The organism is Bradyrhizobium sp. JHI2711 (genome assembly GCF_056156565.1).
Map to the genome: position 1 here is coordinate 484,619 of NZ_JBPZPT010000003.1, position 21,513 is coordinate 506,131.

Consider the following 21,513-nt stretch of genomic DNA (forward strand, 5'->3'; position numbering starts at 1 on the left):
CAAGGCGGCAACTGCCCTACGGCTGCTCCATTCGCGCCCGGAGCGCGTCCGCGTCGGCCTTCGGCAGCGACTTCAGCGTCGGCTTGATGGTTTCGCCGCCGACGATCTTGCCGTTGCGCATGAACATCCAGTCTGAGATGTCGGCCTCCTCGAACTTGACCTTATCGCCAGCCCGCTTGCCCGGCAGATCGCGCGGCTCGTTGGCGAAGACACCGGTCAAGCTCCCGTCGGGCTGCTTCTTCACCTCACCGATCCAGATGTGCTCGCCGCCCTTGCGGGTCGTAAAGCGCACCTTCAAAGCGTGACCGGCCTCCGACGGCTTGGGCGATTCATAAGAGGCCCAGAAGGTCGGCAGCGAGCCGCGGGCGCGAGCGATCGCGGTGTTCATCTCGGGATCGCCGGTGCGCACATCGACGATCGGCGAGCGGTCTTGCGCAGCAACCTCGTGCGTCGGGCCGACGGTCAGGATGCCGAAAACGCAAAAGCCGGTGATGGCGGCGAGAACGACCCATTTCATGGGTTGGGAGAGCTTTGTTGCCATGATCGCGATGTCCGGGACGCTTGTTGTGTCCTGGCTTTGTCGCACGTCGGCAGCAGCACGTTCAGTGCGCAATAAGCCACAAACGTTGCGCTTTTTACCCTCCCCTGGAGGGGGCCCGGGACGAGCGTAGCTCGCCCGTGGTCGGCTCGCATCTGAGCGTAGCGAAGATGAGAGACGGGGTGGGGTGAGGGTCTCTCCACATCGAACACTGCCCGTGTTGAGAGATCACCCCACCCCGCTCGCGCTGCGCGCGATCGACCCACCGGCGAGCTACGCTCGTCCCGGACCCCTCCAGGGGAGGGTGATCAAAACACCTTGCGGATCCAGTTGTGGGGATCGTTGGTGCGGCCGTACTGGATGTCGACGAGCTGCTTGCGCAGGCCCATGGCGACGGGGCCGGCGGCCCCGCCCGAGATGTCGAAATCGCCGCTGACCGAGCGCACCTTGCCGATCGGCGAGATCACCGCGGCGGTGCCGCAGGCGAAGGCTTCCTTCAGCCTGCCTGAGGCCGCGTCCTTGCGCCACTGCTCGAGCGTATAGGGTTCTTCGCGCACCGTCTTGCCGGCGTCGCGGGCGAGCGTGATGATGGAGTCGCGGGTGATGCCGGGCAGGATCGTGCCGAGCGGCGGCGTCGACAGCGAGCCGTCCTCGAACACGAAGAACACGTTCATGCCGCCGAGCTCCTCGATGTAGCGGCGCTCGACCGCGTCGAGGAAGACGACCTGGTCGCAGCCGTGCTGGATCGCTTCGGCCTGGGCGCGCAGGCTCGCGGCGTAATTGCCGCCGCATTTGACCGCGCCGGTGCCGCCGATCGCGGCGCGCGTGTAGTTCTCCGACACCCAGATCGAGACCGGCGCGGGCCCGCCCTTGAAGTAGGAGCCGACCGGCGAGGCGATCACCGCAAAGATGTATTCGGACGACGGCTTGACGCCGAGGAAGGTCTCGCTCGCGATCATGAACGGCCGCAGGTAAAGGCTGCCTTCGCCGCCCGGCATCCAGGCGCGGTCGATGCGCACGATCTGCTCGACCGCCTCGATGAAGACGTCTTCGGGCAGCTGCGCCATCGCCATGCGATCGGCCGAGTCCTTGAAGCGGCGCGCATTGGCGTCGGGACGGAACAGGTTCACCCCGCCATCGTCGCGCTTGTAGGCCTTCAGGCCTTCGAAGATCTCCTGGGCGTAGTGCAGGACCGCGCCGGCGGGATCGAGCTGGAAGTTGGCGCGCGCCTCGATTTTCGCCTCGTACCAGCCGCCCTTGGCCTGGTTGTAGCGGACGATTGCCATGTGATCGGTGAAGATCCGCCCGAAGCCGGGATCCACCAGCTTGGCGACGCGGTCCTTCTCGGGCGTCGGATTGGATGCGGGCTGGATGTCGAATGTCATGCTCATGTCCTTGCCTCCCGCTGCCGGTGGCGGCGCTGTTTCTCGCGCCCGCCTGCCCGCTCGGGCCCGGCTGGCTTGATTGGTTTCTGGCCGGACCGCCGCCAGCCATGTTACGGCCGGTTTCCGCAGCCAGCATGTCATCGAGGACATGCTTTTGCGGAAGGCGGAAGTCCAGTATGTTTTGCCGAAATGCCGCTCGACAATCGCACGGTAGATCTGCTTCGGCCGTCGCCGCCTGTCCGGCTCTCTCCGGCCGTCCTGCTCCGATGCCACCCGGCGCGAAACGATCTAAAATTTCGTGCGGGTCGATCGTTTTGTAACATTGAACCCAAGATACGTCAATATGCCTGACATAAATTTCGCGACTCCTTCTCAAGACGCTGCCGCGCCCCGGCCGGCCGCAGGCGATGGAGGCAATTTGCGCTGGGATATCATCGAGCTGCTGTTCTTCGCCTATCGCGATTTCGTCGGCGATCCCGACCAGGAGCTGGAGGCGTTCGGCTTCGGCCGGGCCCATCACCGGGTCATGCATTTCGTCTACCGCTATCCCGGGCTCAAGGTCGCCGACCTGCTCGACGTCCTGCGCATCACCAAACAGTCGCTCGGCCGGGTGCTGAAGCAGCTCCTGGACGAGGGTTATATCGTGCAGAAGACCGGCGACAACGATCGTCGCCAGCGCCTGCTCTACGCGACGCCGAAGGGCGAGGCGCTGGTGCAGAAGCTCGCCGGGCTGCAGACCACGCGGATCACCAGGGCGCTCGCGGAGATGGGTCCGCAGGACGCCGAGACGGTCAAGCGCTTCCTGCGCGCGATGATCGACCGCGACGATCCCGACAAGGTGCTGGAGACGATCTTCGCTGCCGTCAAACAAGACGCCAAGGAGTGACCGTGCCGCTCGCTGCCACGCTCGCCCGCCCGCCGGTGCAACCGGCCGACGATGCCCCGCATCTCTTGCTGGTCGACGACGACCGCCGCATCCGCGACCTGCTCTCGCGCTTTCTTGCAAGTGAAGGCTACCGCGTCACCACCGCGGCGAGCGCCGGTGATGCGCGCTCGAAGCTGATGGGCCTGCATTTCGATCTCCTGATCCTCGACGTCATGATGCCCGGCGAGACCGGCTTCGACCTCGCCCGCTTCATCCGCACCTCGTCGTCGGTGCCGATCGTGATGCTGACGGCGCGCCACGAGGCGGAAGCCCGCATCGAGGGCCTGCAGATCGGCGCCGACGATTACGTCGCAAAACCGTTCGAACCGCGCGAGCTGGCGCTGCGCATCAACAACATCCTCAAGCGCGCCGCGCCGCCGCCGCAGGCCACGACGATCGAGAAGATCGCCTTCGGCCCCTATGTCTACCATCTCGAACGCGGCGAATTGCGCCAGGGCGAGGAGGTCATCCACCTCACCGACCGCGAGCGCGAGATGCTGCGGATTCTCGCGGAGACGCCGGGCGAGACCGTGCCGCGCAGCGCACTAACCGGCAATGGCAGCGTCAACGAGCGCGCCGTCGACGTGCAGATCAACCGCCTCCGGCGCAAGATCGAGACCGATCCCGCCAATCCGCTGTTCCTGCAGGCGGTGCGCGGCATCGGCTACCGCCTGGTGGCCTCGCCCTGAACCGCAGTGAAGCGCGCCAGATGAGCACGATCGATACCGGCCTGACGCTTCTGAAGAGCGCCGCCGGCCGCGTCTCCGCCGCGAACGGCTGGATGGGCAACGCGTTCAAGGGCTGGATGCCGACCGGCCTCTACGCCCGCGCGCTCCTCATCATGATCGTACCGATGGTGGTGCTGCAATCGGTCGTCGCTTTCGTGTTCATGGAGCGGCACTGGAACACGGTGACGCGCCGCCTGTCGGCCGCGGTGGTGCAGGACATCGCCGCGCTGATCGACGTCTACAAGGGCTATCCGCAGGACAAGGACCGCACCGAGATCCGCCGCATCGCGCAGCAGCGACTCGGCCTCGTGGTCGATTTCCTGCCTGCCGGCGACATGCCGCCGCCGGGACCAAAACCGTTCTTCTCGCTGCTCGACCAGACGCTGTCGGTGCAGCTCGGCCGCCAGATCGGCCGCTCGTTCTGGATCGACACGGTCGGCCGCTCCAACCTGGTCGAGATCCGCATCCAGCTCGACGACGCCGTGATGCGCGTGTTCGCGCAGCGCAGCGCCGCCTATGCCTCGAACTCGGAGATCTTCCTGTTCTGGATGGTCGGCACGTCCTCGATCCTCTTGATCGTCGCGGTGCTGTTCCTGCGCAACCAGATCAAGCCGATCCTGCGCCTCGCCGACGCCGCCGAGAGTTTCGGCAAGGGCCGCGAGGCCCCGAATTTCCGCCCCCGCGGCGCGCGCGAGGTGCGGCGCGCGGCGGTCGCCTTCCTGGAGATGAAGTCGCGCATCGAACGCACGATGGAGCAGCGCACCGCGATGCTCGCCGGCGTCAGCCACGATCTGCGCACCATCCTGACCCGCTTCAAGCTCGAGCTGGCACTGATCGGCGACAGCCCCGAGCTCGAAGGCATGCGCAAGGACGTCGACGAAATGTCGATGATGCTGGAGGATTACCTTGCGTTCGCCCGCGGCGATTCCGGCGAGCAGTCGCAGCCGACCGACATGGCGCAGGCGCTCGAGGAGCTGCGCAGCGATGCCGAGCGTCACGGCCATACCGCGACCGTCGCCTTCAACGGCCTGCCCGTGGTGACGGTGAAGCCGGCTTCGTTCAAGCGCTGCCTCGCCAACCTCGTCACCAACGCAGCGCGCTACGGCAAGAACATCGCCATCACCGGCCAACGCGATCACCGTTATTTGACCGTCACCGTCGATGACGACGGCCCGGGCATTCCCGCCCACTTGCGCGAAGAGGTGTTCAAGCCGTTCCTGCGGCTGGACAACGCCCGCAACCAGGATGAAGGCGGCACCGGCCTTGGCCTCGCGATCGCCCGCGACATCGCCCGCTCGCATGGCGGCGACATCACGCTCGGTGACAGCCCGATGGGAGGATTGAGGGCAAGCGTGCGGATACCGGTGTAGGTGCGGTCTTCCCTTCTCCCCTTGCGGGAGAAGGTGGCGCGAAGCGCCGGATGAGGGGTATCTCTCCGCGCGTCCAAGTCTCATTGAATTCGCGGAGAGAAACCCCTCACCCGTCTCGCCGCTTTGCGGCGATCCACCCTCTCCCACAAGGGGAGAGGGAAAGAGCACACCTACTTCGGCAGCAGCGCCTTCAGCTTGTCCATGTCGCGCGTGTTCATCTTGAAACCGCCGGGCATGACGATGTCGCCGGGCTTCTGATCCGGCTTGCAGGCCCCGAGCCACTTGGCTTGCAGCGTCGTCGTGCTATCGCGCCCCGCCGCACCGGCAACGCCGCCTTTGGCGTGTGAGGTCGTCTTCACCGTGTAGGCCGAGTTGAAGTCTCCGGTGATCTCGGCATGCGAGGTCGTGCTGACACCGGCGACGCTGCACTCGGAATCGCTGACATAGCCGGTCGCGGTCTTCTTGATCTCCTGCTTGGCGCAGATCTGCTTGGCCATCGGGGAGACGTTGTTGCTCATCTCCTTGTCGACGGTCTCGTCGGTGCAGTGCTGCATGGTCATCTCGGGCATGGGCGAGCCCGATGTGACCAGCTTCATCTCCCAAAGACCGGCCTTGCGCAGCGGCAGTTCGTCGGCGCCGGCGCTGCCTGCCGACAATGCGAGGCAAAGCGTCGAGCCGAGCAAAGCGAGTTTGCGCGTCATGAGGGAAGCTCCCGGCTGAGAGAGGTGCGGCGCCTACGACAGCGCCTCAGTACAGCGTGCGGATCGGCCGGTCGGCGGCGCCATAGGGCACCCAGCGGCAGGAGAACGAGATGTAGCCGCCCTCATAGGCCTGCACGCCCAGGAATTTCGCGACCTTGCCGTAGCGGGCGCAGTGATCGACGGCGACCTGACGCGCATCGACCTGGGTCGCCATCGAATAGGCGATGATGCCGCCGGTGTCGTTGCCCTTGAACGGCGGCACCAGAGAAAAGATGTCGGCGCGCGCCGACTGGCTCGCCATGCCCGAGACTATCAGGCTGGCAAGAAGGCCCGCGGCCGCAATGATTCGCATTCCCGTCACTCCAATTGGCTGGCGCCAGTCTACGGTGCCGGGACGGACGTGAAAAGAACCGAACCCCTGTTGGCCGCGACATCCTGGTCAAGTCCTGGCGAAGTGTTGCCGCGCTGCACTTGACCCGCCCCAACCTTCGCGGCACCGTCCAGCCTTCGCAAGACCTTAGCTGTCCGGATTGACCATGCGCGCCCCCTCCCTGAAATCGCTCCGCTTTGCCGCCGTGCTCGGCCTCATGTTGGGAGCGCTGTCGCTCGGCGAGGCCAGGGCCGCCAATCCGCTGGAGCTGAATTTCTGGCTGAGCGGGCCGCGCTATGACGGTGCCGTCGCCCCTTGCGACTGGGCTCTGCCGAGGATCGTGCACGAGTTCGCCGAAAAGGAATACACGTTCTGGAATTCTTCGTTGCAGATCACCGGTTTCTCCGCCGTTCGCGAGACCGCGTTCCGGCCCTGGCAGTCCGACAACATTCCGCGGCGCTATTGCACCGGCGAGGCCATGCTCAATGACGGCAAGGCGCGCAAGGTGCATTTCTCGATCATCGAGGATGGCGGCTTTGCCTCCTACGGCAACGGTGTCGAATGGTGCGTCGTCGGCGTCGACCGCAACTGGGCCTACAATCCGGCCTGCCGCGCCGCGAAGCCCTGATCCCAACAGCGGCGGATTCGGGCTGATCAGCCAGCCGACGACTGCCGCCCCAATTTTGTTCTTGAAATGTTCCCATCGCCTGCTAGGCTGTGTGTGCACAGTCTAGTTGAGGGGCGTCGCCATGTTTCACTTCAGATTGCGTTCGTTGTCCCGTTTGATGATCTCGCTCACTCTTGCTGCGGGGTTGGCTAGCCTCGCCGGCGGTGCGAAGGCACAGGACAAGCGGCAGAACGCCCCGGGCGAGTTCGATTTCTATGTGCTGGCGCTGTCGTGGTCGCCCTCGTTCTGCGAGGAAGCGGCCGAACGGGGCGGCCGGTCCCAGATGCAATGCGGCGGACGGCCCTACGCCTTCGTGGTGCATGGGCTGTGGCCGCAATATGAAAACGGCTTCCCCGAGTATTGCCAGCGCCCGGCGCCGCGGCTGAACCGCAACATCGTCTCCTCGATGCTCGATTTGATGCCGGCGCCGGGCCTGATCTTCAACGAATGGGACAAGCACGGCACCTGCTCCGGGCTGGAGGGCCGCGGCTATTTCGAGATGATCCGCAAGGCGCGCGCTGCGATCAAGATCCCGCCCGAATATCTCGATCTGGCGCAGGCCAAGACCGTCGCGCCGGCGGAGGTCGAGGAGGCCTTCGTCAAGGCCAATCCGGGTCTCAGCAATGCCGCCGTCTCGGTCACCTGCAACCGGACACGGCTGTCCGAGGTCCGCATCTGCCTCAGCAAGGACCTGCAATTCCGCGCCTGCGACGAGATCGAGCGCCGCGCCTGCCGCCGCGACCAGGTGACGATGCCGCCGATCAGGGGCGGGTAGCTCAGTCATTGCGAGCGCAGCGAAGCAATCCAGAGTGCCTCCGCGGACGCATTTCTGGATTGCTTCGCTGCGCTCGCAATGACAGGGGTTAGGATCGCGCCAGACAACGTAGTCCTCTCCGCCATGAACTACCGCCACGCCTTCCACGCCGGCAGCTTCGCCGATGTCATCAAGCACATCGTGCTGGCGCGCATCCTCACTTATCTGCAGGACAAGCCGGCAGCGTTCCGCGTCATCGACACCCATGCCGGCGCCGGCCTCTACGATCTCGACAGCGACGAGGCGCGCCGCGGCGGCGAATGGCTGACCGGCATCGCGCGGCTGCTGCAGGCGCGCCTGTCGAACGAGAGCGCAGCGCTGACGAAGCCTTATCTCGACATCGTCCGCGCCTTCAACCCAAAGGGGGAGCTCAAGGCCTATCCGGGCTCGCCGTTGATCGCGCGCGGCCTGCTCAGGCCGCAGGACCGGCTCGTCGCCTGCGAGCTCGAGCCGAAGGCACGGAAAGCGCTGATCGATGCGCTGCGCCGCGACGAGCAGGCCCGCGTGGTCGACCTCGACGGCTGGGTGGCGCTGCCGGCCTTCGTGCCGCCGAAGGAGCGGCGTGGCCTCGTGCTGATCGATCCGCCCTTCGAGGCCAAGGACGAGTTCGAGCGGCTCGGCGAAGCCTTCTCGGCAGCGTTCGCGAAATGGCCGACCGGTATCTACGTAATCTGGTATCCCGCCAAGAACCGGCGCGCCACCGACACGCTGGCGCAAACCGTGGCGCGGCTCGCAGCTGCAGCAAAGCCGCCTGGAAAATGCCTGCGCCTCGAATTCAGCGTCGCGCCGCAAGCCGACAGCGCCGCCCTCACCTCCACCGGTCTCCTGATCGTCAACCCGCCCTACACGCTGCACGGCGAGCTCAAGACCATTCTGCCGGAGCTGGAAATACCGCTCGGCCAGGGCGGTGCTGCCAGATTCCGGCTGGAGGTGCCCAAGCCTTAGCGCCAAGCATTGACGCCAAGCCGTAACACTCCGGCATTCTTGGGAAAAATATGCAGGACCGGTAGTCAATCTGCAAAGAACCGTATTATGCTATTTCCGTGACTGGCTTTACGTTCCGCTTCCGCGAATGGTTGCGGCGGAGTGAAGGCCCTAAGAAAGATCCCGCCGGACCGATCAGGTCCGTCCAAGGATGGCCAGCTCCCGGGCTCCGTAAGGCCCGGTCATGTCGCGACGTGAGTCTGCGTCGCGACGGAGGAGCAATGAGGGGGAGTTTCCCGATGGCCATGACGGGAACGGTCAAGTTCTTCAACGGCGAGCGCGGCTACGGCTTCATCAAGCCTGACGACGGCGGTCGCGATGTTTTCGTTCACATCACCGCTGTGGAGCGGGCGGGACTGAAGGACCTCGCCGAAGGACAGCGTATTACTTTCGAAGTCGAACCGGACAAGAAGGGGAAGGGACCGAAGGCGGTCAATCTGGTGATCCTCTCCTAGCAAGCCTGGCGAAAAAAAATCCCGGCCGCGAGCGGCCGGGAGGCTGGTCCGGTATTTTCTTCTTTGGATGTCAGAAGCGATAGTTCACGCCTGCGCGGACAACGTTGGCGCTATAGCCGTTTGACACGCCTGTGATTGCGAACTGGCTGGTCGACAGATCGATGTAGAGATATTCGAGCTTGGCGCTCCAGTTCGGCGCGAGGCCGACTTCCGCACCGGCGCCGATGGTCCAGCCGGCACTGGTGTGCGACTCCGACCAACCGAAGGTTTGTGCGCGCAGCTCGCCGAAGGCGAGACCGGCGGTGCCGTAGAACAGCACGTTGTTGAACGCATAGCCGGCGCGGCCGCGCAGGGTGCCGAACCACGGGTTGGAGAACTTCCACGGCGCAAACGTGTCGTCGGCGCCGGCGGCCTGGATGTCGCCCTCGACGCCGAACACCCACGGGCCGTTCTGGAAATTGTAGCCGGCCTGCACACCGGCGACGAAGCCGGACGGCTTGGTGGGGTTGTTGTCGACCGAGCCCCATTCATAGCCGATATTGCCGCCGAGATAGGGACCCGCCCAGCTATAGGCATTAAGCGGCTGATTGACGGTATAGGGCGCGCGCTGCCCGTAACTGAGATCGGCGGCCTCTGCCGAAGCTGTCCAGCCGGCTGCAACCAACGCGGCTGCGCCCACAACGAGCCTCTTCATCACTCACTCCAACGCCACTGTCGCAACCCGAGCGATGCCCGCGCCGCCGCGCGAGCAAAACCGCATGGTTACGGAACCAAGAGCTTTTCGCGTAGGATTTATCGAGAGTTTTAAGTTAAAGGGCTGTTAAGCCGGGTTACCGCCCGCTTAACAGACTTAAGGAAGCGTTACCGGGAGCTGCCCGCCATCCTCTGTGCGTGCCGCATGGCAGGAACTTCAAATCAGTCCCCCCAGCGCCTAAATTCGTCCCATGGTTCACGATTCCCCCGACAATCCGGACGACCGCGCGCGCAAGGCGCCGCCGGCTGCGAGCGACACGCCGCCCGAGCGGCTGGCCGGGCCGGACGTAGATCCCGCGGCGGTAGGGGGCGATGACGAGGACGATGCCCTGCTGCCGGACATCCTGGAAGAGAGCGGCGCCGTCGGCGAAGGCCCGCTCGCGACCGGTCACGAGGCGATCGAGCGCGCGGTCCGCCTCGCACCGACCTCGCCCGGCGTCTATCGTATGCTCAATGCGAACGCCGACGTGCTCTATGTCGGCAAGGCCAAGAACGTCAAAAAGCGCCTGTCCAGTTATGCGCGCCAGAGTGCGCCGCTGCCGGCCCGCATCCTGCGCATGATCGCGGCCACCGTCACGGTGGAGATCGTCTCGACCACGACCGAGACCGAGGCGCTGCTGCTGGAAGCCAACCTGATCAAACAGCTGCGGCCGCGCTTCAACGTGCAGCTTCGCGACGACAAGTCGTTCCCCTACATCCTGATCACCGGCGACCATTGGGCGCCGCAGATCCTGAAACATCGCGGTGCGCAGACCCGGCCCGGGCGCTATTTCGGCCCGTTTGCCTCCGCCGGCGCGGTCAACCGCACCATCACGGCGCTGCAGCGCGCGTTCTTGATCCGCTCCTGCACCGATTCCTTCTTCGAGAGCCGCACCCGGCCCTGCCTGCTCCACCAGATCCGCCGCTGCGCCGGACCCTGCACCCGGGAGATCGATTTCGGCGGCTATTCGACGCTGGTGCGCGAGGCCAGCGATTTCCTCTCCGGCAAGAGCCATGCGGTGAAGCAGGAGCTCGCCGGCGAGATGGAGAAGGCCTCGAACGAGCTGGAATTCGAGCGCGCCGCACTGTACCGCGACCGCCTCGCCGCGCTGTCGGCGATCCAGTCGCAGCAGGGCATCAATCCGCGCACGGTGGAGGAAGCCGACGTGTTCGCCATCCACCAGGAGGGCGGCTTCTCCTGCGTCGAGGTGTTCTTCTTCCGCACCGGCCAGAACTGGGGCAACCGCGCCTATTTTCCGCGCGCGGAGAAGAGCTTTACGCCGGAGGAGGTGCTGGGGTCCTTCCTGGCGCAGTTCTACGACGACAAGCCGCCGCCGAGGAACATCCTGCTCTCGCACGATATCGAGGAGAGCGAGCTGCTCGCCAACGCGCTATCGATCAAGGCTGGCCACAAGGTCGAGGTCACCGCGCCCAAGCGCGGCGAGAAGAAGGAGCTGGTCACCCACGCGCTGACCAATGCGCGCGAGGCGCTCGGCCGCAAGCTCGCGGACACCGCGACGCAAAGCCGGCTGCTCGAGGCCATGGCCGCGACGCTGAGCCTGCCGCACGTGCCCAAGCGCATCGAGGTCTACGACAACAGCCACATCCAGGGCACCAACGCGGTCGGTGCCATGATCGTCGCCGGTCCCGATGGCTTCGTGAAGAACCAGTACCGCAAGTTCAACATCAAGTCGGAAGGGATCACGCCCGGCGACGACTTCGCCATGATGCGCGAGGTGCTGGAGCGCCGCTTCAAGCGCCTGATCAATCCGCCCGAGGATGCCGCCAAGGAAGGCAACAAGGCCAAGGACGACGATTTCCCGCAATGGCCCGACCTCGTGATCATCGACGGCGGCCGCGGCCAGCTCAACGCCGTGCGCGAGATCTTCGCCAATCTCGGCCTGACCCAGGTGTCGCTGATGTCGGTCGCCAAGGGACCGGACCGGGATGCCGGCCGCGAGACCCTGTTCATGCCGGAGCGCGAGGCGATCAAGCTGGAGCCGCGCGATCCCGTGCTCTATTTCATCCAGCGCCTGCGTGACGAAGCCCACCGCTTCGTCATCGGCTCGCACCGCAAGCTGCGCAAGAAGGACATCCGCGAGGCTGGTTTGCAGGAGATTCCGGGCATCGGCCCGTCACGCAAACGTGCCTTGCTGCACCATTTCGGAACCCTGAAGGAGATCGAACGGGCCTCGATCGCCGATCTCGGCAAGGTTCCGGGGGTGAGCGCCGAGAGCGCGCGCAGGATTTTCGAGTATTTCCATCCCCAACCGGGATGAACTAAAGGGGGACCGCAGTCATATGATCGTCGTGTCCGCACCTCATTTGGGGCGCGGGACGGTTGACGTTCAGGCAGCAGCGGTATTGGTAGGACGGATGAACATCGCCACCACACGAGGGACGACCAGCCGCGCGATGTCCCTCCCCAACATCCTGACCTATGGCCGGATCGCCGCGATCCCGGTCGTGGTCGGATGCATCTATGCGCAGTCGATTCTGGATCAGCCGCTCTGGCTGCGCTGGCTCGCGGTCGCCCTTTTCATCGCCGCAGGGGTGACTGATTACCTCGACGGCTACTACGCGCGGATCTGGAATCAGCAATCGGCTTTCGGCCGCATGCTCGATCCGATCGCCGACAAGCTGCTGGTCGCCTCCTGCCTGTTGATGCTGGCCGCGGACGGCATCATTCACGGCTGGTCGCTATGGGCCGCCATCGTGATCCTGTGCCGCGAGATCCTGGTCTCGGGCCTGCGCGAATATCTGGCTGCGCTCCGTGTCAGCGTGCCCGTGACCAAGCTTGCGAAGTGGAAAACCACGGTCCAGCTGGTTGCGATCGGCTTCCTGATCGCCGGCCCAGCCGGCGATCAGGTGGTGCCGGTGGTCTCGATGATTGGGCTCGCACTGCTGTGGGCTTCGGCGATCCTCACCATGTACACCGGCTACGACTATTTCCGCGCCGGCATCCATCACCTCATCAAGGAGGACGAGGGATGAAGGTGAAGTATTTCGCCTGGGTGCGCGAGCGCGTCGGCAAGGCCGAAGAGACGATCGAGCCTCCCGCGAGCGTGCGCACCGTCGAGGAGCTGATCGCCTGGCTCTCCGGCCAAAGCGAAGCCTATGCGTACGCGTTCGAGAAGCCGAAGGTGATCCGCGCCGCGATCGACCGCGCTCACGTCAAGCAGGACGCCGCCATCGCAGGCGCCCGCGAGATCGCGTTCTTCCCGCCCATGACCGGCGGCTAGCCTCATGACCTGCCCCGTCACCATCCGTATCCAGGAAGACGATTTCGACATCGCGCGCGAGATCTCGGTCCTGACGAGCAGCCGGACGGATATCGGCGCTGTGGTGACATTTTCCGGCATCTGCCGCGCCGACGAGGACAGCGCCACGGTCGCCGCGCTGACGCTCGAACATTACCCCGGCATGGCGGAGGAAGAGATCAGGCGCCACGCCGACGAGGCCGTCTCGCGCTGGCCGCTCAACGGCATCACGGTGATTCACCGCGTCGGCCGCTTGATGCCGGGCCAGAACATCGTGCTGGTGGTGACCGCCTCGCAGCACCGACAGGCGGCGTTCCAGGCCGCCGAGTTCCTGATGGACTATCTCAAGACCAGCGCGCCGTTCTGGAAGAAGGAAGAGAGCGCCACCGGCACCGGCTGGGTCGAGGCCCATGCCCGTGACGACGAAGCCGCCGCACGCTGGACCAAATCCTGATGGCCAAGCCAACGAAAAAGACCGCGCGCGGCCGCGCCGCGCCTAACCTCGCGAAGGTGGGACCCGGCGAGCTTCTCACGCTGCTCGACTTCGTCCGCTATGCGGTGAGCCGCTTCGTCGAGGCCAAGCTTTCCTTTGCTCATGGCACGACCGACCCCGTCGCGGAAGCCGCGTTCCTGGTCTGCGAGGCGCTGCATCTCAATCCCGACCAGTTCGAGATCTTCGCCAACGCGCGCGTCAGCGCCGCGGAAGGCAAGACCCTCCTTGACCTCATCCATCAGCGCGTCACGACGCGCAAACCGGCCGCCTATCTCGTCAACAAGATCTACATGCGCGGCCTGCCCTTCTATGTCGACGAGCGCGTCATCGTTCCGCGCTCCTTCATCGGCGAGCTCCTGGAGTCGCATTTCGGCGCCCACGGCGAGGCCGGATCGCTGATCGACGACCCGACGGCGGTCGAGCGCGTGCTCGATCTCTGCACGGGCTCGGGATGCCTTGCGATCCTCGCCGCGCATCATTTCCCGAACGCCACCATCGACGCCGTCGACATCTCCAAGGGCGCGCTCGAGGTCGCTGCGCGCAATGTCGGCGAATACGGGCTCGAGGACCGCATCAGCCTGTATCGCGGCGATCTGTTCGCCCCTCTCGGCGGCAATAGATACGACCTGATCATCACCAACCCGCCCTACGTCGACGCCGAGGGCATGGCGGCATTGCCGCCGGAGTGCCGGGCCGAGCCGAAGCTCGCCTTCGATGGTGGCGCCGACGGTCTCGACGTGGTGCGCCGGATCCTACGCGATGCGCCCGACCACCTGACGGCGGATGGCGGGCTGATTTGCGAGATCGGCCGCGGCCGCGAGCTGGTCGACGAGGCCTTTCCGGAACTGCCGCTGCTCTGGCTGGACACCGAAGATTCCGAGGGCGAGGTGTTCTGGATCGCGGCCGCCGATCTCGGCTGATTCATCGCGGCCGATCACGCTCCGTCGGAACAAGTCAAATATCGCCACGTTCATCCCCCGATGAATTTTCTCGCTTGGGAGGATGTCCGCATGCTCGCGCCATCGGGCGAATTGCTGCGCGCCGGGATGGCGCTCAAGCTCAATCACGTCAAACGCGCTGCTCAATCCTATCTGCGTGACCAGACCAGCCAGGCCACAGGCAAGGTGACATCCTACGCGGTGGCCGGCGGGCTGTTCGCGGTCGCCGGCCTGTTCGTTGTCGCGGCATTCTTCGTCGGCCTGATCGCCTTGTACCGTTGGGTCGGGATCACCTACGGGCAGTTCTGGGGATTTGGCGCCGTCGCCGCAGTGCTGCTGGTGCTGGCTGCGGTCTGTGCCGGGGTGGCCATGGCCCAGATGAAACGCAAGGCCAAGCCGGTCGTGCCGCTCGCGAGCCGTCTGCGCGTGGCGATCGCCACGCCCCGGATCCCGCGTGGAACGGTCAAGGAGGCGGTGAAGGAGGTCGCAACGACGATTCCCCTCGCGCCGCTCGCACCGGGCGAGCGCGGTGGCATCAAGACCTGGCCGGCTCGCGCCAACCGTCCCGTGCAGCTCGGCCTGATGCTCGCGGCGGTCGGCCTGGTCGGGCTGACGGCCGCCCGGCGGCGACGCAACAGGCATAGTCTGGAGGCGTGATGCTGGCGCGGCGCCCCGAACAGATCGACTCCTGGCTGCTGGTGGCGGCAACGGCCGTGTTCGTGCTGACCGCGGAGCGCTACTTTCAGGATTCCGGCCTGGCGAGGCCCGGGCCTCCGCAACACCACCGCAAGGGCGAAGCGAATTCCCCGGAAACGCACCCGGCCGGTGCGGCGATGCAGCCGGGCCGCGGCCGCCGGGCGAAAAGCCCGTTCGAGATCCCCTGGGCTGGCTGGAAGGACATTTTCTGGCGGACCTATCAACGCATCGACGAGGATCGCCTGCTCGCGACGGCGGGCGGCGTCGTCTTCTTCGGGCTGCTCGCGCTCTTCCCCGCAGTCACCGCGCTCGTCTCCTCTTATGCCCTGTTCGCCGATCCCGCCACGATCAGCGCCAATCTGCACACGCTTGCGACCATGCTGCCGGAGGGCTCGTTCCAGATCGTCGAGGACCAGGTCGCGCGCGTGGTGTCGAACGGCAATGCGACGCTCGGCGTCACCTTCCTGGTCGGCCTGCTGCTTGCGATCTGGAGCGCCAATGCCGGCGTCAAGGCGATCTTCGACGCCCTCAACGTCGCCTATGAGGAACGCGAGAAGCGCAGCTTCATCCGGCTGAACATGGTCTCGCTGGCCTTCACCGTCGGCGGCATCGTGGCGCTGCTGTTGATGGTGGGAGCCGTCGTCGCCTTCCCGCTTGCGCTCAATCATCTCGGCATGGCGCCGGAAAGCAAGCTGATCGTGGCGCTGGCACGATGGCCGCTGCTGTTCATCATCCTGCTGGTCGCACTCGCCATCCTCTATCGCTTCGCGCCGAGCCGCGATGCGCCGCGCTGGCAATGGCTGAGCCTCGGCGCCGTGATTGCCGCGATTCTCTGGATCGCGGGCTCTGCCCTGCTGTCCTGGTATCTCTCGGAATTCGCCAATTACAACGCAACCTACGGCTCGCTGGGCGCGGCGATCGGCCTGATGACGTGGATGTGGATGTCGGCGATCGTCATCATGTTCGGCGCCGAGCTGAATTCGGAGATCGAGCGGCAGACGCTGCGCGATACCACCACCGGGCGGGCGAAGCCGCTCGGCACCCGGGACGCCGTCTCCGCCGACACCGTCGGCGCCACCGCGCCATTTTGATCGGTGGCGGTCGGGCCGAAGCTGGCCCGACCGCATCCCAGGCGCGATCAGCGCTTGGTTATCACGGCTTCCAGATATTCGCTGTGCACCACGATCGTGCCGTCATCGGCGTGGTTGAACTCTTCGAGCAGCGTCAGGAGATCGCGCGTCAGCGCGGCCTGGCCGCTTGCGTCGAGCGCGGCAAACGCCTTCAGCGTGGGACCGTAGTAGGTCTTGAAGATGTCGAGCCAGTGGTCCGGCGAACGATAGCGGAACACGAACATGCGCGGCTCGGCGGCGATCTCCGCGGCCACGCCGCCGAACATCTCCTCGAGCCGTGCCGGTGTGCCCCACATGGCGGGCGATTTCACGCCCGCCGGGGGCGGCAAATGCTTGCCGATGGTCTTGAACAGCTGGCCGATGAAGCCTTGCGGCGTCCAGTTGGCAAGGCCGATCTTGCCGCCGGATCTGCAGACCCGCGCGAGCTCGGAAGCGGCCTTGTCCTGATCCGGTGTGAACATCACGCCGAAAGTCGAGAGCACGACGTCGAAGGCGGCATCCGCAAACGGCAGCGCCTCGGCATCCGCTTCGCGGAACTCGACGGCGAGGTGTTCGGCCATGGCGCGCTCGCGCCCGCGCTTGAGCAGCGCCGGCACGTAGTCGGTGGATGTGACGTCACACCAGCGCCGCGCCGCCGCCAGCGTCGCATTGCCGTTGCCGGCTGCGACGTCCAGCACCTTGCTGCCGGCGCGCAGGTCGATGGCCTCGCAGAGCTGTTCCCCGACGATCTGCAAGGTGGTGCCGACCACGGCATAATCGCCGGACGACCAGGCGCCGTGCTGGCGCTGCTTGACGGCGGCAAGATCAGGTTGGGGGGCGGCTGGCTTGAGCGCGGCGGATGTCGACATGGCAATCTCCTGCGGTTGAAAACGCCGGGACGATAGGACGCATGCGGCGCGCTGGCCTTGAGGACGGCATGATTTTCCGCTGAGAGCGTCTTGATTTCCGCACCTGAGCCGGCAGACGTGTGACGAAGCGCTTTGGGCGCGCGGGCCTGAATAGGCTCCGACACAGTCCTATCCCCTCGAATCAACAATGATGTTAGGCTGATCGAAGCTTGGGGGAGCATGAGGCGTGACGAGGTCGAGCGACCCGTGTTTTCCCCGGGTGAGGCAGTCAGCTCTTAAAGGCATAACGCGCGGCATGATTCGCATTTCGACGATCTTCATCGCCATCTGCATGGTCCTGGTCGCGGCCTCGCTCGGGCTCGTGCTCTATTCGGTCGCTGGCATCAGCGGAACGGAATCGGCGATCGTGGCGCTGACCGCGCTGACTTTCCTGATCCTCTACAACGCGGTGTCGATGCGGCTGCGCGACCGCAGCGACGTCGGCGGCCAGATCGCCGATCTCTCGCGCGGCACCGCCGACCTCGCCCGCCAGGTGGCCGAGTTCGGCCGCCGGCTGGCTGCGGTCGAGAGCCGCATCGCCGCGTCCAATTCGACCAATTCCGACCGCATCCAGTCGGTCATCGGCGAGATCAACGAACTTGGCGGATTGGTCAGGCAGCTCGCCACCACCGTGGCGGCCCATGAGGATCTGCTCGCCGGCCACGCGTCGGCCCCCGCACCCGCCCCGGTCTCAAGGCCCGAGCCGGAAACGCCGATCGATCTGGCTGCCCCGTTCGAGGAGAAGCCGCTCGCTCCTCCTCCGCTTCCGCAGCCCCCGCTACGGCCGGCGCCGCCGACGGTGCAGGTCCAGGCCGCCCCCCCGGTTCAGACCGCCAATGGACGCAACCAGACCCAATTGCTGGCGACGCTGCGCAATGCGGTCGACGAGAACCGCATCGATATCTTCCTGCAGCCGATGGTCACGCTGCCGCAGCGCAAGGTGCGGTTCTACGAGGCGGTGACGCGCCTGCGCGACGAGCGCGACCAGCTGATCGCCGCCGAAGAGTTCATCAGCATCGCGGAAGCCTCGGGCCTGATCGGGCGCATCGACAACATGGTGATGCTGCGATGCGTGCAGGTGCTGCGGCGCCTGATGGTGCGCAACAAGGACGTCGGCGTGTTCTGCAACGTCGCGGCGTCCACGCTGGGCAATTCCACCACCTTCGCGCAATGTCTCGATTTCCTGGAAGCCAACCGCGCGCTGGCGCCCTCGCTGGTGCTGGAGTTCAAGCAGTCGACCTTCCGCAATCTCGGCCCCGCCGAGACCGAGAACCTCGCGGCGCTCGCCCAGCGCGGCTTCCGTTTCTCCATCGACCATGTCACGGATTTGCGCATCGAACCGCGCGAGCTGGCCGATCGCGGGGTTCGCTTCATCAAGGTGCCGGCCGCGCTGCTGCTCGATCCCAAGCAGGCCTCCGCCTCCGACATCCACCCGTCCGACCTCTCCGACCTGCTCGGCCGCTTCGGCATCGACCTGATCGCCGAACGGATCGAAGGCGAGCGCGCCGTGGTCGACCTGCTCGACTATGACGTGCGGTTCGGCCAAGGGTTCCTGTTCGCGCCGCCCCGGCCATTGCGGCCCGAGGGGGCATCTGCTACCGGCGGGGCCTCGCCGAACCAGGCGCAGGACATTCAGGGATCCAATGGCTCCGCCACACCCAGCTCAGGCGCGACCTCTTCGGCGCCTCCGCCCCAACGCATCACCGGAAACGCAGCGCTCGCGCGCCGCATCTGATCGGCCGCGCACGTCATGACCGCGCTGCATTTTGCCGAAGGCCTACGCGAGCTCGTGGGCGGCGTGGAGGTCGTGCTCAGCGATATCTGGGGCGTGGTCCATAACGGGCTGGAATCCTTCCCCGAAGCTTGCGAGGCGCTGCACACCTATCGCAGCCGGGGCGGTACGGTAATCCTGATCACCAACGCACCGCGCCCTGCCGACTCCGTGCAGCGGCAATTGCGCAAGCTCGGCGTCCCCGATGAGACCTATGACGCGATCGTATCTTCAGGCGACCTGACCCGGCTCTACGTCGCCGAGCATCCCGGCCGCAAGATGTTCTGGCTCGGCCCCGAGCGCGACAACTCGATCTATCGCGGCCTCGATGCGGTGACCGCGCCGCTGGAGCAAGCCGATTACATCGTCTGCACCGGCCTCTACGACGACGAGACCGAGACGGCGGAAGACTATCGCGGCATGATGCTGCAGGCGCGCGAGCGCAAGCTGACGCTGGTCTGCGCCAACCCCGACATCGTGGTGGAACGCGGCGACCGGTTGATCTACTGCGCCGGCGCCATCGCCGAGCTCTACCGCGAGCTCGGCGGCGAGGTGATCTTCTACGGCAAGCCGCACCGGCCGATCTACGAGCGCGCCATGGCGCTCGCCGGCGAACGCCAAGGCTACCAGATCGACCGGAAAAAGGTGCTGGCGATCGGCGATTCCGTCCGCACCGACTTAACCGGCGCCCGCGAATTCGGCATCGACTGCCTGTTCGTCACCCGCGGCATCCATGCCGAGGAGTTCGAGGGCCTCGACCAGCTCGACCCCAATTCGGTGATGGAGCTGTTCGGCCACCCGCCGAAGGCGCTGATGCGCGAATTGAAGTGGTGACGGCGGAGCGCGCGCAGCTGCAATGGACTTAGACCAAATGGCAAGCCTCAGACGCCGTCATGGCCGGGCATAGCCGTCCGAAGGACGGCGTCGCTTGCGCTCGCCTATGACCCGGCCATCCACGTCTTCCTTTTTTTGCATCCAAGAACGTGGATGCCCGGGACAAGCCCGGGCATGACGTTCCAAACGGAAAATTGTTGTCCGGCGAAGAGCGCCCTTACGCGCTCGCCATGTCCGGGAAGACCGCCTCGATCTTGGTCTTCAGCGTCGCCGCATTGAATGGCTTGACGATGTAGTTGTTCACGCCGGCCTTCTTGGCCGCGATCACGTTCTCGGTCTTGGATTCGGCCGTGATCATGATGAAGGGCGTGGTGGCGAGGTTCGGATCCGCGCGGACTTCGCGCAAGAGGTCGTAGCCCGTCATCGGCTCCATGTTCCAGTCGGAGATCACGAGCCCGTACTTCTTGCCGCGCATCTTGTTCAGCGCTGCCGAACCGTCGCTGGCATCATCGATATTCTCGAAGCCAAGCTGCTTCAGCAGATTCCGGATGATACGGATCATGGTGCTGTAGTCATCCACCACCAGAACCGGCATCGACAAATCAACCGCCATCTCGACTCCCCCAACGCAAACCCAGGAATATTACGATCGGACCTGCCAGGCCGGCGCCCGGCAGTTCCACGCCTCAAGGACTAGCACCAAGGCCTTAAACAGCGCGTTAACTGCGGTCAGCTCCGAAGGCTTGAAATCGTGTTCAATGTCTGCCCGCCCCGCCGCTTGACTTCGCGGTGCCGGTCGCGCCACGGTCCGGGCCGGTCCTGCCCGGTTCGAGAATTCCCCTGATGGCTCCGCCTTTTACCGTCATCCGCGATACAACGCCGGATTCCGCGATTCCGAGGGGCGCCGTGGTTGCCATGGGCAATTTCGACGGCGTGCATCTCGGCCATCGCGCCGTCATCGCGGCTGCCCTGGAGATGGGCAGGGCGCATGGCCGGCCTGCGCTGGCCTTGACCTTCGAGCCGCATCCGCGACGGTTCTTCAGCCCCAACACCCCGCAATTCCGCCTGACGGACGAGCGGGCCAAGCTGCGGCTTCTGGCCGGTACCGGGCTTGCCGGCGCCGTTGTCATGACCTTTGACAAGGCCCGTGCCGGAACCAGCGCGCAAGATTTCATTCACCATGACCTGATCGGGCGGCTCGGCGTCAGCGGCATCGCGGTCGGCTACGACTTCCATTTCGGCAAGGGTCGCGTCGGCTCCCCGAGCCTCCTGGTCAACGAGGCGCCCCGGCTCGGCATCGAAGTCGACGTCCAGCCGCATGTCGATATCGACGAGCGGCCGGTCTCCTCCAGCGCGATCCGGATCGCCCTCGCCGAGGGCCAGCTCGACGAGGCCACGACCATGCTGGGCGCGCCCTGGTTCATCACCGGCGAGGTCATCCACGGCGAGAAGCGCGGCCGCGAGCTCGGCTATCCCACCGCCAACATCCGCCTGGACGCCAATTGCGGCCTCAAGCACGGCATCTACGCGGTCCGGGTCGGCCGCGGCCAGGGAAAGGCTCAGGTGCGTCTGGATGGCGTGGCCAGCTTCGGCCGTCGCCCGACCTTCGACAATGGCGCCCCGCTGCTCGAAATCTTCCTGTTCGACTTCAAGGGCGACCTCTACGGGCAGGCGCTCGACTGCGCCTTCATCGGCTTCATCCGCGATGAGCTGAAATTCGATGGTCTAGAGGCCCTGATTCACCAGATGGACGACGATTCCGCCCGCGCCCGCGCCATGCTCGCCGCCGCCCCGGACGCGTTTCCGCGCCTGGGCGTGATCGATTGAGAGGCGAA

At 65.6% G+C, this 21,513-nt stretch carries 24 protein-coding genes; 17 read left to right on the forward strand and 7 right to left on the reverse strand.

What is annotated here, in order from left to right; translation table 11 throughout:
• Positions 1-16: 16 nt before the first annotated feature.
• Together ACTEK7_RS24560 and ACTEK7_RS24565 are read right to left on the reverse strand one after the other, a co-directional pair.
• Entirely contained in the window at positions 17-541 is a 525-nt protein-coding gene (locus ACTEK7_RS24560) for a YegJ family protein (protein ID WP_225147367.1), read from the reverse strand.
• Between the two features lie 305 nt (positions 542-846).
• A complete protein-coding gene (locus ACTEK7_RS24565) occupies positions 847-1,929 on the reverse strand; it encodes a branched-chain amino acid aminotransferase (RefSeq protein ID WP_225147366.1) in 1,083 nt (360 codons plus the stop codon).
• Between the two features lie 337 nt (positions 1,930-2,266).
• Here ACTEK7_RS24565 and ACTEK7_RS24570 point away from each other — a divergent pair, with 337 nt between their 5' ends.
• From ACTEK7_RS24570 to ACTEK7_RS24580, 3 genes are read left to right on the forward strand one after another with little or no spacing between them, the layout of a single operon-like run.
• A complete protein-coding gene (locus ACTEK7_RS24570) occupies positions 2,267-2,809 on the forward strand; it encodes a MarR family winged helix-turn-helix transcriptional regulator (protein ID WP_050991840.1) in 543 nt (180 codons plus the stop codon).
• A complete protein-coding gene (locus tag ACTEK7_RS24575) occupies positions 2,806-3,537 on the forward strand; it encodes a response regulator (protein WP_036009315.1) in 732 nt (243 codons plus the stop codon). The genes ACTEK7_RS24570 and ACTEK7_RS24575 overlap by 4 nt, the downstream gene beginning before the upstream one ends.
• A gap of 20 nt (positions 3,538-3,557) precedes the next feature.
• Positions 3,558-4,946, forward strand: coding sequence for an ATP-binding protein (locus tag ACTEK7_RS24580; RefSeq protein WP_036009312.1), 1,389 nt, complete (start codon positions 3,558-3,560; stop codon positions 4,944-4,946).
• Positions 4,947-5,116: 170 nt separating this feature from the next.
• On the opposite strand, the gene ACTEK7_RS24585 is transcribed toward ACTEK7_RS24580, so the two are convergent.
• A complete protein-coding gene (locus ACTEK7_RS24585) occupies positions 5,117-5,647 on the reverse strand; it encodes a DUF3617 domain-containing protein (RefSeq protein ID WP_225147365.1) in 531 nt (176 codons plus the stop codon).
• A 46-nt stretch (positions 5,648-5,693) separates the two neighbouring features.
• On the reverse strand, positions 5,694-5,999 hold the full coding sequence (locus tag ACTEK7_RS24590) for a hypothetical protein (RefSeq protein ID WP_036009301.1): 306 nt from the start codon (positions 5,997-5,999) through the stop codon (positions 5,694-5,696).
• Between the two features lie 184 nt (positions 6,000-6,183).
• On the opposite strand from ACTEK7_RS24590, the gene ACTEK7_RS24595 reads away from it, so the two are divergent.
• From ACTEK7_RS24595 to ACTEK7_RS24610, 4 genes are all read left to right on the forward strand, one after another.
• A complete protein-coding gene (locus tag ACTEK7_RS24595; protein ID WP_128264812.1) occupies positions 6,184-6,645 on the forward strand; it encodes a hypothetical protein in 462 nt (153 codons plus the stop codon).
• Positions 6,646-6,766: 121 nt separating this feature from the next.
• Positions 6,767-7,459 carry a ribonuclease T2 family protein gene (locus ACTEK7_RS24600; protein ID WP_036027120.1) on the forward strand — a complete coding sequence of 231 codons (693 nt, stop codon included), beginning with the start codon at positions 6,767-6,769 and terminating at the stop codon, positions 7,457-7,459.
• A 123-nt stretch (positions 7,460-7,582) separates the two neighbouring features.
• The gene (locus tag ACTEK7_RS24605; protein ID WP_036040013.1) at positions 7,583-8,443 is read left to right on the forward strand and encodes a 23S rRNA (adenine(2030)-N(6))-methyltransferase RlmJ; all 861 of its coding nucleotides are present in this window, start codon (positions 7,583-7,585) and stop codon (positions 8,441-8,443) included.
• Between the two features lie 278 nt (positions 8,444-8,721).
• Entirely contained in the window at positions 8,722-8,937 is a 216-nt protein-coding gene (locus ACTEK7_RS24610; RefSeq protein ID WP_008544396.1) for a cold-shock protein, read from the forward strand.
• Positions 8,938-9,007: 70 nt separating this feature from the next.
• On the opposite strand, the gene ACTEK7_RS24615 is transcribed toward ACTEK7_RS24610, so the two are convergent.
• Positions 9,008-9,631: an outer membrane protein gene (locus ACTEK7_RS24615; RefSeq protein ID WP_225140472.1), complete on the reverse strand. Its 624-nt coding sequence runs from the start codon at positions 9,629-9,631 to the stop codon at positions 9,008-9,010.
• 250 nt (positions 9,632-9,881) lie between these two features.
• On the opposite strand from ACTEK7_RS24615, the gene uvrC reads away from it, so the two are divergent.
• The 7 genes from uvrC (at position 9,882) to ACTEK7_RS24650 (ending at position 16,147) form a co-directional block, all read left to right on the forward strand.
• Positions 9,882-11,948 (forward strand): excinuclease ABC subunit UvrC, encoded by a 2,067-nt coding sequence (uvrC, locus tag ACTEK7_RS24620; protein ID WP_225147364.1) that lies wholly within the window; start codon positions 9,882-9,884, stop codon positions 11,946-11,948.
• A gap of 97 nt (positions 11,949-12,045) precedes the next feature.
• Positions 12,046-12,663, forward strand: a complete 618-nt coding sequence (pgsA, locus tag ACTEK7_RS24625) for a CDP-diacylglycerol--glycerol-3-phosphate 3-phosphatidyltransferase (RefSeq protein WP_036009286.1) — start codon at positions 12,046-12,048, stop codon at positions 12,661-12,663.
• Positions 12,660-12,911: a molybdopterin converting factor subunit 1 gene (moaD, locus tag ACTEK7_RS24630; RefSeq protein ID WP_036009285.1), complete on the forward strand. Its 252-nt coding sequence runs from the start codon at positions 12,660-12,662 to the stop codon at positions 12,909-12,911. Before pgsA ends, moaD begins: the two co-directional genes overlap by 4 nt.
• 4 nt (positions 12,912-12,915) lie before the next feature.
• Entirely contained in the window at positions 12,916-13,383 is a 468-nt protein-coding gene (locus ACTEK7_RS24635) for a molybdenum cofactor biosynthesis protein MoaE (RefSeq protein WP_036027112.1), read from the forward strand.
• Positions 13,383-14,342 (forward strand): 50S ribosomal protein L3 N(5)-glutamine methyltransferase, encoded by a 960-nt coding sequence (prmB, locus tag ACTEK7_RS24640; RefSeq protein WP_036009280.1) that lies wholly within the window; start codon positions 13,383-13,385, stop codon positions 14,340-14,342. The genes ACTEK7_RS24635 and prmB overlap by 1 nt, the downstream gene beginning before the upstream one ends.
• A gap of 90 nt (positions 14,343-14,432) precedes the next feature.
• The gene (locus tag ACTEK7_RS24645; RefSeq protein WP_036009277.1) at positions 14,433-15,017 is read left to right on the forward strand and encodes a phage holin family protein; all 585 of its coding nucleotides are present in this window, start codon (positions 14,433-14,435) and stop codon (positions 15,015-15,017) included.
• Positions 15,017-16,147: a YihY/virulence factor BrkB family protein gene (locus tag ACTEK7_RS24650; RefSeq protein ID WP_036027106.1), complete on the forward strand. Its 1,131-nt coding sequence runs from the start codon at positions 15,017-15,019 to the stop codon at positions 16,145-16,147. Before ACTEK7_RS24645 ends, ACTEK7_RS24650 begins: the two co-directional genes overlap by 1 nt.
• Positions 16,148-16,194: 47 nt before the next feature.
• On the opposite strand, the gene ACTEK7_RS24655 is transcribed toward ACTEK7_RS24650, so the two are convergent.
• A complete protein-coding gene (locus ACTEK7_RS24655; RefSeq protein WP_225147363.1) occupies positions 16,195-17,034 on the reverse strand; it encodes a class I SAM-dependent methyltransferase in 840 nt (279 codons plus the stop codon).
• Between the two features lie 295 nt (positions 17,035-17,329).
• On the opposite strand from ACTEK7_RS24655, the gene ACTEK7_RS24660 reads away from it, so the two are divergent.
• Positions 17,330-18,808 (forward strand): EAL domain-containing protein, encoded by a 1,479-nt coding sequence (locus ACTEK7_RS24660; RefSeq protein ID WP_109145327.1) that lies wholly within the window; start codon positions 17,330-17,332, stop codon positions 18,806-18,808.
• A gap of 15 nt (positions 18,809-18,823) precedes the next feature.
• Positions 18,824-19,678 carry a TIGR01459 family HAD-type hydrolase gene (locus ACTEK7_RS24665; RefSeq protein WP_036009268.1) on the forward strand — a complete coding sequence of 285 codons (855 nt, stop codon included), beginning with the start codon at positions 18,824-18,826 and terminating at the stop codon, positions 19,676-19,678.
• Positions 19,679-19,895: 217 nt separating this feature from the next.
• On the opposite strand, the gene ACTEK7_RS24670 is transcribed toward ACTEK7_RS24665, so the two are convergent.
• Positions 19,896-20,291, reverse strand: coding sequence for a response regulator (locus ACTEK7_RS24670; protein ID WP_008567674.1), 396 nt, complete (start codon positions 20,289-20,291; stop codon positions 19,896-19,898).
• Between the two features lie 230 nt (positions 20,292-20,521).
• On the opposite strand from ACTEK7_RS24670, the gene ACTEK7_RS24675 reads away from it, so the two are divergent.
• A complete protein-coding gene (locus ACTEK7_RS24675; protein ID WP_057027661.1) occupies positions 20,522-21,505 on the forward strand; it encodes a bifunctional riboflavin kinase/FAD synthetase in 984 nt (327 codons plus the stop codon).
• The last annotated feature ends 8 nt before the right edge of the window (positions 21,506-21,513 follow it).